14 protein-coding genes are annotated in these 13,113 nt (G+C 70.3%); all 14 read left to right on the plus strand.

The window, feature by feature from the left end:
- Positions 1 to 111: 111 nt before the first annotated feature.
- The 14 genes from rpmE to AB0P06_RS03705 all read left to right on the plus strand — a co-directional run bounded on the left by rpmE (position 112) and on the right by AB0P06_RS03705 (position 13,113).
- On the plus strand, positions 112 to 333 hold the full coding sequence (gene rpmE / locus AB0P06_RS03640; RefSeq protein WP_363604790.1) for a 50S ribosomal protein L31: 222 nt from the start codon (positions 112 to 114) through the stop codon (positions 331 to 333).
- A 128-nt stretch (positions 334 to 461) separates the two neighbouring features.
- Positions 462 to 1,538 (plus strand): peptide chain release factor 1, encoded by a 1,077-nt coding sequence (prfA, locus tag AB0P06_RS03645; RefSeq protein WP_363604792.1) that lies wholly within the window; start codon positions 462 to 464, stop codon positions 1,536 to 1,538.
- A gap of 43 nt (positions 1,539 to 1,581) precedes the next feature.
- Positions 1,582 to 2,448, plus strand: a complete 867-nt coding sequence (prmC, locus tag AB0P06_RS03650; RefSeq protein ID WP_363604793.1) for a peptide chain release factor N(5)-glutamine methyltransferase — start codon at positions 1,582 to 1,584, stop codon at positions 2,446 to 2,448.
- Between the two features lie 28 nt (positions 2,449 to 2,476).
- On the plus strand, positions 2,477 to 3,124 hold the full coding sequence (locus AB0P06_RS03655) for an L-threonylcarbamoyladenylate synthase (RefSeq protein ID WP_363604794.1): 648 nt from the start codon (positions 2,477 to 2,479) through the stop codon (positions 3,122 to 3,124).
- A 29-nt stretch (positions 3,125 to 3,153) separates the two neighbouring features.
- On the plus strand, positions 3,154 to 3,795 hold the full coding sequence (locus AB0P06_RS03660) for a protein-tyrosine-phosphatase (RefSeq protein WP_363604907.1): 642 nt from the start codon (positions 3,154 to 3,156) through the stop codon (positions 3,793 to 3,795).
- A gap of 183 nt (positions 3,796 to 3,978) precedes the next feature.
- A complete protein-coding gene (locus tag AB0P06_RS03665; RefSeq protein ID WP_363604796.1) occupies positions 3,979 to 5,259 on the plus strand; it encodes a serine hydroxymethyltransferase in 1,281 nt (426 codons plus the stop codon).
- A gap of 173 nt (positions 5,260 to 5,432) precedes the next feature.
- Positions 5,433 to 6,866: an MraY family glycosyltransferase gene (locus AB0P06_RS03670; protein WP_363604798.1), complete on the plus strand. Its 1,434-nt coding sequence runs from the start codon at positions 5,433 to 5,435 to the stop codon at positions 6,864 to 6,866.
- Positions 6,867 to 7,163: 297 nt separating this feature from the next.
- Positions 7,164 to 7,607 (plus strand): hypothetical protein, encoded by a 444-nt coding sequence (locus AB0P06_RS03675; protein ID WP_363604799.1) that lies wholly within the window; start codon positions 7,164 to 7,166, stop codon positions 7,605 to 7,607.
- 285 nt (positions 7,608 to 7,892) lie between these two features.
- The gene (gene atpB, locus AB0P06_RS03680) at positions 7,893 to 8,705 is read left to right on the plus strand and encodes a F0F1 ATP synthase subunit A (protein ID WP_363604801.1); all 813 of its coding nucleotides are present in this window, start codon (positions 7,893 to 7,895) and stop codon (positions 8,703 to 8,705) included.
- A 93-nt stretch (positions 8,706 to 8,798) separates the two neighbouring features.
- Positions 8,799 to 9,035 (plus strand): ATP synthase F0 subunit C, encoded by a 237-nt coding sequence (gene atpE / locus AB0P06_RS03685; protein WP_363604803.1) that lies wholly within the window; start codon positions 8,799 to 8,801, stop codon positions 9,033 to 9,035.
- Between the two features lie 34 nt (positions 9,036 to 9,069).
- Positions 9,070 to 9,627, plus strand: a complete 558-nt coding sequence (locus AB0P06_RS03690; RefSeq protein ID WP_363604805.1) for a F0F1 ATP synthase subunit B — start codon at positions 9,070 to 9,072, stop codon at positions 9,625 to 9,627.
- Positions 9,624 to 10,439, plus strand: coding sequence for a F0F1 ATP synthase subunit delta (locus AB0P06_RS03695; protein ID WP_363604807.1), 816 nt, complete (start codon positions 9,624 to 9,626; stop codon positions 10,437 to 10,439). The genes AB0P06_RS03690 and AB0P06_RS03695 overlap by 4 nt, the downstream gene beginning before the upstream one ends.
- 152 nt (positions 10,440 to 10,591) lie before the next feature.
- Positions 10,592 to 12,166, plus strand: a complete 1,575-nt coding sequence (gene atpA, locus AB0P06_RS03700) for a F0F1 ATP synthase subunit alpha (protein ID WP_363604809.1) — start codon at positions 10,592 to 10,594, stop codon at positions 12,164 to 12,166.
- A gap of 32 nt (positions 12,167 to 12,198) precedes the next feature.
- A complete protein-coding gene (locus tag AB0P06_RS03705; RefSeq protein ID WP_363604811.1) occupies positions 12,199 to 13,113 on the plus strand; it encodes a F0F1 ATP synthase subunit gamma in 915 nt (304 codons plus the stop codon).

Below are 13,113 nucleotides of genomic sequence, written 5' to 3' on the forward strand. Positions count from 1 at the left end.
ACCCGGTTTGGGAAGAAGCGGCCGGTCCTGGCAGACTGGTCCGTCGGTCCCGGTTCACGTGCGGCATTCAAGTCGCCGACCCGGTGCCCTCCCGAACACTAGGAGAACCCCTTGAAGCCCAACGTTCACCCCGAGTACGTGGTCACCCGTGTGACCTGCACCTGCGGCAACGAGTTCACCACTCGCTCGACCGAGGCCAGTGGCGAGATCCGCGCCGAGGTCTGCTCGCAGTGCCACCCGTTCTACACCGGCAAGCAGAAGATCCTCGACACCGGTGGCCGCGTGGCCCGCTTCGAGGCCCGCTTCGGCAAGCAGCACAGCGCGAAGGCCTAGCGCTCCCTCGGCGCCGGTCCCCGACGCCCCCGTACTCGTTCCGGGGGCGTCGGGGGCCGGCGCCGTTCGCGTCCCACGGTGCTCGCGCGCCCCCACACCACCGGATCTCACGGGAAGAAGGCCACTCCATGTTCGAGGCAGTCGAAGAGCTCCTCGCCGAGCACGCCGACCTCGAAACGAGGCTGGCCGACCCCTCGGTCCACGCCGACCAGGCGAACGCCCGCAAGCTGGCCAAGCGGTACGCCGAGCTGACCCCGATCACCCGCGTCTACCGCGCCTGGAAGCAGGCCGGTGAGGACATCGAGGCCGCTCGCGAACTCGCCGCCGAGGAGCCGGAGTTCCTCGCCGAGGTGAAGGAATCCGAGGCCCGCCGCGAGGAGCTGACCGAGGAGCTGCGGCTGCTCCTCGTGCCGCGCGACCCGAACGACGACAAGGACGTCATCCTGGAGGTCAAGGCGGGTGAGGGCGGCGAGGAGTCCGCGCTGTTCGCCGGCGACCTGCTCCGGATGTACCTGCGCTTCGCCGAGCGGGTCGGCTGGAAGACCGAGATCATCGACTCCAACGAGTCCGACCTCGGCGGCTACAAGGACGTCTCGGTGGCCGTGAAGACCAAGGGCAGCACCGAGCCCGGCCACGGCGTCTGGGCCCGGCTGAAGTACGAGGGCGGTGTGCACCGCGTGCAGCGCGTCCCCGCCACCGAGTCCCAGGGCCGGATCCACACCTCCGCGGCGGGCGTGCTGGTCACCCCCGAGGCCGAGGAGGTCGAGGTCGAGATCGTCGCCAACGACCTGCGGATCGACGTCTACCGCTCGTCGGGCCCCGGCGGCCAGTCGGTCAACACCACCGACTCCGCCGTCCGGATCACCCACCTCCCGACCGGTATCGTGGCCTCCTGCCAGAACGAGAAGAGCCAGCTGCAGAACAAGGAGCAGGCCATGCGTATCCTGCGTTCGCGGCTGCTGGCCGCCGCGCAGGAGGAGGCCGAGCGCGAGGCCTCGGACGCGCGCCGCAGCCAGGTCCGCACGGTGGACCGCTCCGAGCGGATCCGGACGTACAACTACCCCGAGAACCGCATCTCGGACCACCGCACGGGCTTCAAGTCGTACAACCTGGACCAGGTCCTGGACGGCGACCTGAACGCGGTGATCCAGTCCTGCGTCGACGCGGACGCGGCGGCCAAGCTCGCCACGGCCCAACAGAACTGAGACCGGCAGCCAGGCCGGAGCGCAGAAACAAGAGGTCGTACGGATGAACCTGCTGCTCGCCGAGGTGGCCCAGGCCACCCAGCGGTTGGCCGCGGCCGGCGTACCGTCGCCGCGCTTCGACGCGGAGGAACTCGCCGCACACGTCCACAACGTGAAGCGCAGCCAGCTGCACACGGTCAAGGACGCCGACTTCGACGCCCGCTACTGGGAGGCCGTCTCCCGCCGGGAGGCGCGCGAGCCGCTGCAGCACATCACCGGCCGGGCGTTCTTCCGCTATCTGGAGCTGGAGGTCGGCCCCGGGGTCTTCGTGCCCCGCCCGGAGACCGAGTCGGTCGTCGAGTGGGCCATAGACGCCGTCCGGGACATGGACGTCGCCGAGCCGCTGGTGGTCGACCTCTGCTCCGGCTCCGGCGCCATCGCCCTCGCCCTCGCCCAGGAGCTGCCGCGCTCCACCGTGCACGCCTTCGAACTGGACGAGGGCGCGCTGCGGTACACCCGGCGCAACATCGAGGCCAGCTCCGACCGGGCCCGCGTCACCCTGCACGCCGGTGACGCCACCCGGGCCTTCGAGGACGACCGCTCCTGGGACGGCCGCTTCGACCTGGTGATCTCCAACCCGCCGTACATCCCCCTCACCGAGTGGGAGTACGTCGCGCCGGAGGCCCGCGACCACGACCCGCAGATGTCGCTGTTCTCCGGCGAGGACGGGCTGGACACCATCCGCGGCATCGAGCGGGTCGCCGCCCGGCTGCTGCGCCCGGGTGGGGCCGTGGTGATCGAGCACGCCGACACCCAGGGCGGCCAGGTGCCGTGGATCTTCAACGAGGAGGGCGGCTGGACGGACGCAGCCGACCACCGCGACCTCAACAACCGCCCGCGCTTCACCACGGCGCGCAAGGCATCGCTGTAATGAGCAATCTCGGAAGGGGACCGCACCGATGAGCCGCCGCTACGACTGTGCCGACACCGGGGACCGCGCCACCGGCCTGCGCGAGGCCGCCTCGGCCATCCGCCGCGGCGAACTCGTCGTGCTGCCCACCGACACCCTCTACGGGGTCGGCGCCGACGCCTTCTCGCCGGAGGCCGTCGCCGCCCTGCTGGCCGCCAAGGGCCGGGGCCGCAACATGCCCTCGCCCGTGCTGGTCGGCTCGCCGACCACCCTGCACGGCCTGGTCACCGATTTCTCCGAACAGGCCTGGGAGCTGGTCGACGCCTTCTGGCCGGGCGGGCTCACCCTGGTCGCCCGGCACCAGCCCTCGCTGCGCTGGGACCTCGGCGAGACCCGGGGCACCGTCGCCGTCCGGATGCCGCTGCACCCGGTCGCGATCGAGCTGCTGAACACCACCGGCCCGCTCGCCGTCTCCAGCGCCAACAGGACCGGCGGACCGTCCCCGAGCACCTGCGACGAGGCCCAGCAGCAGCTCGGCGACGCCATCTCCGTCTACCTGGACGGCGGCCGGGCCGACCACGCCACCGCCTCCTCGATCGTCGACGTCACGGGCAAGGTCCCGGTCCTGCTGCGGGCCGGCGCGATCAGCGCCGAGCAGCTGAGGGAGGTCGTCCCCGACCTGGAGGCCGGCAGTTGACGGCCGCCTCCCTCCATGCCGGGCCCGGCATATCGCCGTACCTGAGCGTGGGCCCGCGGCCGCTGGACCACTTCCGGATCCTGTTCGTCTGTACCGGCAACATCTGCCGCTCGCCGATCGCCGAGCGGCTCACCCGGCGTGAGCTGGACACCCGGCTCAGCCCCCGGGTGGCCGGGCGCATCCTGGTGGAGAGCGCCGGCACCTGGGGCCACGAGGGCGCGCCGATGGAGGAGCACGCCGCCACGGTGCTGGACGAGTACGGCGCCGACAGCGGCGGCTTCGCCGGCCGTGAGCTGCTGGACGAGCACGTGGTCGAGGCCGACCTGGTGCTCACCGCGACCCTCGACCACCGCGCCCAGGTGATCTCGATGGGCCACGAGGCGGGCCTGCGCACCTTCACCCTGAAGGAGTTCACCCGCCTGGTGCGGACGATCGACCCGGGCACCCTGCCCGACCCGCGTCGCGGCGCCGACGTCACCGAGCGTGCCCGCGCGCTGGTCCGGGCCGCCGCCGCGCTGCGCGGCTGGCTGCTCGCCGCCAGCCCGGAGTCGGACGAGGTGCACGACCCGTACGGCGCGCCGATCGGGATGTTCCGCAACTGCGGCGAGGAGATATTCCACGCGGTGGACCCGGTGGTCACCGCGCTCACCGGAGTGCCCGCGCGGGTGTGAAACAGGGGCCGGGGCTGTAACTCCGTGCCTCACCGGTGCTCTGGCCCCGGCGCCCCTCCCGGCGTCCGGCCGGGTGCACCGGCCTCGCGTCGGCAGGACGGCCGGGAGGCCCGGTCATACGCTGGAGAGACCCCCTGCCTCCGGTCGGGAGGCACGCCACGGACCCTGCCCGGGAGCCCCGCCATGACCGTCACCGATGCCGCGACCGGCTCCACCGAGACGACGGGGCGCCGTTGGGCGTCCGAGGCGCTGCACCGGGCCGATCCGCAGCTGGCCGACCTGCTCGCCGCCGAGGCCGAGCGGCGGGCCGAGACGATCCAGCTGCTGGCGGGGGAGAACCTCACCAGCGCGGCGGTACTGGCGGCGCTCTCCGGCCCGCTGATCGACAAGTACGCCGAGGGCTACCCGGGCCGGCGCCACCACACCGGCTGCGCGCTCGCGGACGCCGCCGAGCTGCTGGCGATCGACCGGGCCCGCGAGCTGTTCTCCGCCCCGCACGCCAATGTCCAGCCCCGCTCGGTCACTTCGGCGATGCTGGCGGCCTACGCGGCGCTGCTGCGGCCGGGCGACGTGGTGCTGGCGATGTCGCTGGAGCACGGCGGTCACCTCAGCTGCGGATCGCGGGCCAACTTCTCCGGCCGCTGGTTCGAGTTCATCGGTTACGGGGTCCGCCGGGACGACGGCCTGATCGACCTCGACCAGGTCCGCGAACTCGCCCGGCTCCACCGCCCCAAGGCGATCGTGGCCGGATCCATCTCCTACCCCCGGCACCCCGACTGGGCCGCCTTCCGGGAGATCGCCGACGAGGTCGACGCCTATCTGATCGCCTCCGTCGCACAGACCACCGGCCTGGTCGCGGCCGGTGCGGCGCCCTCCCCGGTGCCGTACGTGGACGTCACCGTCGCCGCCACCCACAAGCTCCTCCGCGGTCCGCGCGGCGGCCTGCTGCTCTGTATCGCCGAGCTGGCCGAGCGGATCGACCGGGCGGTGTTCCCGTTCAGCCAGGGCGGCGCCGCGATGAACGAGGTGGCCGGCAAGGCCGTCGCCCTGGCCGAGGCGGGCACCCCCGGCTACCGCGCGTACGCCCTGCGCACGGTGGCCGGCGCCCGGGTGCTGGCGGACGGGCTCGCGGCGGCCGGTGCGCGCCCGCTGACCGGCGGCACCGACACCCATCTGGTCACCGCCGACGTCGGCCCGCTGGGCGTCAGCGGAGCCGAGGCCGAGCGCCGCTGCGCCGCGGCCGGACTGATGCTCGGCAAGAGCGCACTGCCGTACGACCCGGCGCCACCCGCCGAGGCGTCCGGGATCAGGCTCGGCACCGGCACCGTGACCTCGCAGGGCATGGGCGAGACCGAGCTCGCGGAGATCGCCGGACTGATCGGCCGTCTGCTCACGGAGGGCGCGGACGCCCGGACCGGCGCCCGGGTCCGGGAGCTCGCGCAGGCCTTCGCCGACCGCCGGTGAGAGCGACCGGAGCACAGACATCCGACTTACCTACCCGCCAGGGCGAACCGCGATGCACACCCCACGCGTCCGACTCAATAAGGTGTGTGCCGTGGCGACCCACCTCGAACCCCGGACAGGCACGGGGGTACTTTCGGTACCCACCCGTTGGACAGTGACGCAGGAGGCCAGTGGTGCGTGAGTATCTGCTGGTGCTGTTCTGCACCGCGGCCGTCACCTACCTGCTGACCGGCCCGGTACGGAAGTTCGCGATCGCGGCCGGCGCGATGCCGCCGGTCCGCGCCCGTGACGTGCACCGCGAGCCCACGCCGCGACTCGGCGGCATCGCCATGTTCGGCGGCCTCTGCGCGGGCATCCTGGTGGCCTCCCAGCTGGACAACCTGAGCAAGATCTTCTCCGAGGGCACCGACATCCGGGCGCTGCTCTCCGGCGCCGGGATCATGTGGCTGCTCGGCGTGCTCGACGACAAATGGGGCGTGGACGCGCTGGTGAAGCTCGGCGGCCAGATGATCGCCGCCGGTGTGATGGTCTGGCAGGGCGTCACCGTGATCACGATCCCGGTGCCCGGCTTCGGCGCGGTCGCGGTCAGTCCCACCCAGGGCATGGTCATCTCGGTCACCATGGTCGTCGTCATGGTCAACGCGGTGAACTTCATCGACGGTCTGGACGGCCTGGCCGGCGGCATGGTCTGCATCGCCGCGATGGCCTTCTTCCTCTACTCGTACCGGCTCTGGTACGGCTACTCGATCAACGACGCGGCCCCCGCCGTGCTGTTCAGCGTGCTGCTGATCGGCATGTGCCTCGGTTTCCTGGCGCACAACCTGCACCCGGCCCGGATCTTCATGGGCGACTCCGGCTCGATGATGCTGGGCCTGATGCTCGCCGTCGCCGCGATCTCCATCACCGGCCGGGTCGACCCCGACCTGATCACCAGCGAGACCGGATCGCTGACCGCCACCGTGCACGCCCTGGTGCCGATCTACATCCCGCTGCTGCTGCCGCTGACGGTCATCGCGCTGCCGCTGGCCGACCTGCTGCTCGCCGTGGTCCGCCGCACCTGGGCCGGCCAGTCGCCGTTCGCCGCCGACAAGCGGCACCTGCACCACCGGTTGCTCCAGGTCGGCCACTCGCACAGCCGGGCCGTGCTGATCATGTACTTCTGGGCGGCGCTGATCGCCTTCGGCACCGTCGCCTTCTCGGTCACCAACACCGGCCGCACGGTGGTGCTGACCCTGGCCGGGCTCTGCCTGGTCGGCCTGGTGGTGCTGCTGACCCCGCAGTTCCGCCCGCGCGCCCCGCGGGCCGTGCAGGCCTTCGTCCCGCCGCGCTACCGCCGCCGCAAGCCGGCCCGGGCCGTCGCGGACACCGCCCCGGCCGCCGGGACCGCCGCCGGGGCCACCGCCACGGGCAGCGGCGCCACAGGCGGCGGCGTCACGGAGAGTGGCGGTACGGAGAGCGCTGCCACCGGCGGCAGCGGCGAGGGCCCGACCCCGCCGACCTCCGCGCCGATGGCCGAGCTGTCCGCGAAGGACAAGGAACTGCTCGGCGGTCTGGACGGCGGCTCGTCCGCGGTCGGCGGTCGCGGACGCGGTACCGGCCGTGGCTAGCGGGCGAGTTGACGAGACGTCACGCCGCTTCACCCGGATGGCTGCATCGTTGGGCCATCAGTGTGACAGGTGCCACATATTCATGGTAAAGCTCTCATCAAATAGTTTGTGATACCGTTCACGAGTACCGAGAACACGCCGAAAGACCTGACAGGTGGAGGACTTCCGTCCCTGGTCGGTCTCCCTCGACGGGCTCGCCGCCAAGCGGCCGGCCTGCGGCGGCCTTTCGGTCCGGTGTCACCCACCACGTTCTGTGCCCGTCCCCCCGCCACCCGACATGCCGCCGGAGTTGCCGACATGCCGTCCAACGACGCCCGGATCCTCCGAGGCGCCGCGATCCCCACTGCGGTCGCCGGAATCATCGCGATGGTGATCTCCTTTGCCGTCGCGGGTAGCAAGGGGCTGCTCGGCGCTCTCTTCGGAACGCTGCTGGTGATGGCCTTCTTCAGCTTCGGCCAGGTCGCACTCGACCGGCTGACCAGGTCGAACCCGCAGATCATGATGGCCGCGGCGCTCCTGGTCTACACCACTCAGATCCTGCTGGTCGGTATCGTCCTCGCGGTCTTCAAGGACACCGAACTCTTCAACCGGCAGGCCTTCGCCTTCACGCTGCTGGGCTGCGCCCTGATCTGGACGGGCTTCCAGGTGCGCGGCGCACTCAAGGCCAAGACCTTCTACGTCGACCCCGACGCCTCCGAAAACAAGGGCGACAAGCCTTCCGACTCGGGGCGTCAACAGTGACGAGGCCAGACTGTCCCCCCAACGAGGGGGGCGGTGTTTATGCCGTCCTGACGGGCTGCTATCGTCCGTCGCAGCAACGGAGTACGGGAAGAGGCCTGGTCTGTCCGCCTGACGGACGGATCGCCCCCCGGATCCGCGCCGTCTTCGATGATCCCGCTGTGGTGCAGCGCACTGCCGCGCGGGGTCTGCGAGAAACCCATCAAGTTCCAGTGCCGCTACGTGGTCGCAGGCCACGCCGACACACCGAGGTTGCCGTAACCATGCGTCACGACGAAGGAGTCCGTGGTGAGTGCTGAACTCACGTCCCTCGCCTCAGGCAGTTGCCACTTCGGGGACGCTGGCTGTGGCTTCCCGGCCCCGGGTCTGAACGAGTTCCAGTTCCAGCCGATCTTCTCGATCGGCAGCGTCGAGTTCAACAAGCCGATGCTGCTCTCGATCGTCGTCGCGCTGCTGGTGGTCGTCTTCTTCTGGGCCGCCTTCGCCAAGCCGCGGCTGGTCCCCGGGAAGCTGCAGCTGGTCGGTGAGATCGGCTACGACTTCGTCAAGCGCTCCATCGTGCTGGAGACGATCGGCAAAAAGGGCGAGAAGTACGTCCCGATGCTGGTCTCGATGTTCTTCTTCATCTGGTTGATGAACATCATGTCGATCATCCCGTTCGCCCAGTTCCCGGTGACGGCGGCGATCGCGTTCCCGGCCGGCCTCGCGGCCGTCGTGTGGATCACCTACATGACGCTGACCTTCAAGAAGCACGGCTTCGTCGGCGGTCTGAAGAACCTCTGCTGGCCCTCGGGCATCCCCGGCTGGGTCATGTTCATCCTGGTGCCGATCGAGTTCTTCTCGAACATCTTCGTGCGGCCCTTCACGCTCGCGGTCCGAGCCTTCGCGAACATGTTCGCCGGCCACCTGCTGATCGTGATGTTCTCCATCGCCTCCTGGTACCTGCTCAGCCCGACCCTGGGCGCGCTGTACGGCTCGGCCTCGTTCATCGTCGCCGTCGGCCTCACCGCCTTCGAGCTGCTGGTCCAGTTCCTGCAGGCCTACATCTTCGTGATGCTGGCCAGCAGCTACATCGCCGGTGCCCTCGAAGAGGCGCACTGAGCCAGGGGGCCACGGCCCCTCCCCGAACCAAACCTCCCGGACCGCCCGGTGGCCAATCACCACCGGTTCACCACCCTGCAAAGGACAACTGCAATGAGCTTCCTCGCTGAGGGCACTGTCTACGGTTCCGTCGCCTCCCTGGGCTACGGCCTCGCCGCCATCGGCCCCGGCATCGGCGTCGGTCTCATCTTCGGTAACGGTGTCCAGGCCATGGCCCGTCAGCCCGAGGCCGCGGGTCTGATCCGCTCCAACATGTTCATCGGCTTCGCGCTGACCGAGGCGCTCGCCCTCATCGGCATCGTCATGCCGTTCGTCTTCGGCAACAAGTAATCCCGCCGTAGACCCATTCGAGGAAGGTCCAGATATGAGCGTCGTGGCCCAGCTTGCGGCCGAGGAGAAGATGAATCCTCTCCTCCCCGCGTGGCCCGAGATCATCATCGGCCTGCTCTGCTTCTTCATCGTCTTCGGTCTGCTCGGCAAGAAGCTCCTCCCCAGCATCGAGAAGGTGCTGTCGGAGCGCCGGGACGCCATCGAGGGCGGCATGGAGCGAGCCGAGGCCGCTCAGGCCGAGGCTCAGGCCCTGCTTGAGCAGTACCGCGCCGAGCTCGCCGAGGCGCGTCACGAGGCTGCTCGCATCGTCGAGCAGGCTCGCGAGCAGGGCGCCGCCCAGCTCGTCGAGATGCGCGAGGAGGGCCAGCGCCAGCGCGAGGCCATCGTCGCGGCCGGCCACGCCCAGATCGAGGCCGACAAGAAGCAGGCGACTGCCGCCCTGCGCCAGGACGTGGGTTCGCTGGCCTCCCAGCTGGCCTCCCGCATCGTGGGTGAGTCCCTTGAGGACCACGCCCGGCAGAGCGGCGTGATCGACCGCTTCCTGGACGAGCTGGAGGCCAAGGCCGCCGTTGCTCAGGGTGCGGCCAAGTGATCGGCGCAAGCCGCGAGGCCCTCGCCGCCGGGCGGCAGAACCTCGAAGGCCTGACCGACTCCACCTCGGTGGACGCGGTCAAGCTGGCCGAGGAGCTCACCGCCGTCACGGTCCTCCTGGACCGTGAGGTGTCGCTCCGCCGCGTGCTGACGGACCCCTCCCGGTCCGGCCAGGACAAGGCCCAGCTGCTCTCCTCGCTGCTGTCCGGGCAGGTCTCCGGTGAGACCGTCGACCTGGTCTCCGGCCTGGTTCGCAGCCGCTGGTCCGGCTCGCGCGACCTGGTCGACGCCACCGAGCAGCTGGCCGCGTACGCCGAGGTCATCGCCGCCGAGAAGGCCGGTGTCCTGGACGACGTCGAGGACGAGCTGTTCCGGTTCGGCCGGGTGGCGACGGGCACGCACGAGCTGCGTTCCGCGCTGACCGAGCCCAAGGCCGGCACCGTCGCCAAGGCGGCCCTGGTCAAGAAGCTGCTCGGCGGCCGCGCCAACGCGGGCACCGTCCGGCTGGTCACGGCCCTGGTCACCAACCCGCGTGGCCGTAGCCTGGAGCAGGGCCTGGAGTCCTACTCGAAGCTCGCCGCCTCGCGGCGCGGGCGCGTGGTGGCCCTGGTCACCACCGCGGTGCCGCTGTCGGACGGCCAGAAGGAGCGCCTCACCGGTGCTCTGGGCCGGCTGTACGGCCGCCAGGTCCACCTGAACATCGATGTCGACCCCGAGGTCGTCGGCGGTGTCCGGGTGCAGATCGGCGACGAGATCATCGACGGCACCGTGTCGAGCCGCCTCGAAGGCGCTCGCCAGTCGCTCGAAGGCTGAGCACCGAAGCACATCCGACCCTCGGTCGGGAACCGGCTCCCCCCGGAGCCGGCAAATCGTACGGCCGGTTCGAGAGACCCGGCCGAGAGTCGAATACTTGCGGCCCTCAATGGCGGGCCGAGGATCGCAAACTAGGAGAGCAGGGAAGCCTGATGGCGGAGCTTACGATCCGTCCGGAGGAGATCCGGGACGCGCTGGCCGACTTTGTCCAGTCGTACCAGCCGGACGCCGCCTCGCGTGAAGAGGTCGGCACGGTCACTGACGCGGCGGACGGTATCGCGCATGTCGAGGGTCTGCCCTCGGTCATGGCGAACGAGCTGCTGAAGTTCGAGGACGGCACGCTCGGCCTCGCGCTGAACCTCGACACCCGCGAGATCGGTGTCGTCATCCTCGGTGAGTTCGGCGGCATCGAAGAGGGCCAGACGGTGCGCCGCACCGGCGAGGTCCTCTCCGTGCCGGTCGGCGAGGGCTACCTCGGCCGCGTCGTGGACCCGCTGGGCAACCCGATCGACGGCCTGGGCGACATCGCGTCCAGCGGCCGCCGCGCCCTGGAGCTGCAGGCTCCGGGCGTCATGGCCCGCAAGTCGGTCAAGGAGCCGCTGCAGACCGGCATCAAGGCCATCGACGCGATGACCCCGATCGGCCGCGGCCAGCGCCAGCTGATCATCGGTGACCGCCAGACCGGCAAGACCGCGGTGGCCGTCGACACGATCATCAACCAGCGTGACAACTGGCGCTCGGGCGACCCGAAGAAGCAGGTCCGCTGCATCTACGTCGCCGTGGGCCAGAAGGGCTCCACCATCGCGTCCGTCCGCGGCGCCCTGGAGGAGGCCGGCGCGCTGGAGTACACCACCATCGTGGCCGCTCCCGCCTCCGACCCGGCCGGCTTCAAGTACCTCGCTCCGTACACCGGCTCCGCCATCGGCCAGGAGTGGATGTACGACGGCAAGCACGTCCTGATCATCTTCGACGACCTGTCGAAGCAGGCCGAGGCCTACCGCTCCGTCTCCCTGCTGCTGCGCCGCCCGCCGGGCCGCGAGGCCTACCCGGGTGACGTCTTCTACCTGCACTCCCGTCTGCTGGAGCGCTGCGCCAAGCTGAACGACGCGCTCGGCGGCGGCTCGATGACCGGTCTGCCGATCATCGAGACCAAGGCCAACGACGTCTCGGCGTACATCCCGACCAACGTCATCTCCATCACCGACGGCCAGTGCTTCCTGGAGTCCGACCTGTTCAACGCCGGCATCCGCCCGGCCGTGAACGTCGGTATCTCGGTCTCCCGCGTCGGTGGCTCCGCCCAGATCAAGGCCATGCGTTCGGTCGCCGGCCGTCTGCGTCTGGACCTCGCCCAGTACCGTGAGCTGGAGGCGTTCGCCGCCTTCGGTTCCGACCTGGACGCGGCCTCCAAGGCCCAGCTGGAGCGCGGTGCGCGCATGGTCGAGCTGCTGAAGCAGGGCCAGTACCAGCCGTTCCCGGTCGAGGAGCAGGTCGCCTCCATCTGGGCCGGCACCACCGGCAAGCTGGACGACGTCCCGGTCGCGGACATCCGCCGCTTCGAGCGCGAGTTCCTGGACCACCTGCGTCTGCAGCACAAGGACCTGCTGGCCGGCATCGTCGAGACCGGTCTGCTGGCCGACGGCACCGTCGACGCGCTGACCGAGGCGATCGCCGCCTTCAAGCAGGGCTTCACCACCGCCGACGGCAAGCTGCTCGGCGAGCAGGCCTGAGTCCGGTAGCGAGGGAAAGGACGTAACGACCCATGGGAGCACAGCTTCGGGTCTACAAGCGCCGGATCCGCTCTGTCACCGCGACGAAGAAGATCACCAAGGCGATGGAGATGATCTCCGCGTCGCGCATCGTCAAGGCGCAGCGCGCGGTGGCCGCCTCCACTCCGTACGCCGATGAGCTCACCAGGGCGGTGACGGCGGTGGCCACCCGGTCCAACGCCAAGCACCCGCTCACCACCGAGAACCCGAACGCCTCGCGCGCCGCCGTCCTGCTGATCACGGCGGACCGCGGCCTGGCGGGCGGTTACTCGACCAACGCCATCAAGCAGGCCATCGCGCTCAGCGCGAAGCTTCGCGCCGAGGGCAAGGACGTGGTGACGTACATCGTCGGCCGCAAGGGCGTCTCGTACTACAACTTCCGCGATCTTGCGATCGCGGGCTCGTGGACGGGATTCTCCGACAAGCCGACCTACGGTGACGCGAAGGCCGTGGCGGTCGACCTGATCGAGGCCTTCACGGCCGAGACGGGCGGCGTCGACGAGCTCCACCTGGTCTCCACCAAGTTCGAGTCGATGCTGACCCAGACCGCGGTGGACGCCCGGCTGCTGCCGCTGAAGCTGGACGAGGTCCAGCTCAGCGACGACAAGCCGGCCAAGGCGGAGATCTTCCCGCTGTACGACTTCGAGCCGTCGGCGGAGGGCGTCCTCGACGCGCTGCTGCCGCGGTACGTCGAGAGCCGGATCTACAACGCGCTGCTGCAGTCGGCCGCCTCGGAGCACGCCGCTCGCCGGCGCGCGATGAAGAGCGCGACCGACAATGCCGGCGAGCTCATCAAGTCGCTCACGCGGCTTGCCAACTCGGCCCGTCAGGCCGAGATCACCCAGGAAATCAGCGAGATCGTCGGCGGTGCCAACGCCCTCGCCGACGCTAGCCGCGGGAGCGAATGA

The organism is Kitasatospora sp. NPDC088351 (genome assembly GCF_040685575.1).
In the GTDB taxonomy this organism is placed as follows: domain Bacteria; phylum Actinomycetota; class Actinomycetes; order Streptomycetales; family Streptomycetaceae; genus Kitasatospora.

Coding starts and splice junctions, on each gene's coding strand:
- atpA (WP_363604809.1), top strand. CDS start 10,592: ATGGCGGAGCTTACGATCCGTCCGGAGGAGATCCGGGACGCGCTGGCC.
- AB0P06_RS03690 (WP_363604805.1), top strand. CDS start 9,070: ATGAGCGTCGTGGCCCAGCTTGCGGCCGAGGAGAAGATGAATCCTCTC.
- AB0P06_RS03675 (WP_363604799.1), top strand. CDS start 7,164: ATGCCGTCCAACGACGCCCGGATCCTCCGAGGCGCCGCGATCCCCACT.
- atpE (WP_363604803.1), top strand. CDS start 8,799: ATGAGCTTCCTCGCTGAGGGCACTGTCTACGGTTCCGTCGCCTCCCTG.
- prmC (WP_363604793.1), top strand. CDS start 1,582: ATGAACCTGCTGCTCGCCGAGGTGGCCCAGGCCACCCAGCGGTTGGCC.
- AB0P06_RS03655 (WP_363604794.1), top strand. CDS start 2,477: ATGAGCCGCCGCTACGACTGTGCCGACACCGGGGACCGCGCCACCGGC.
- AB0P06_RS03665 (WP_363604796.1), top strand. CDS start 3,979: ATGACCGTCACCGATGCCGCGACCGGCTCCACCGAGACGACGGGGCGC.
- prfA (WP_363604792.1), top strand. CDS start 462: ATGTTCGAGGCAGTCGAAGAGCTCCTCGCCGAGCACGCCGACCTCGAA.
- AB0P06_RS03705 (WP_363604811.1), top strand. CDS start 12,199: ATGGGAGCACAGCTTCGGGTCTACAAGCGCCGGATCCGCTCTGTCACC.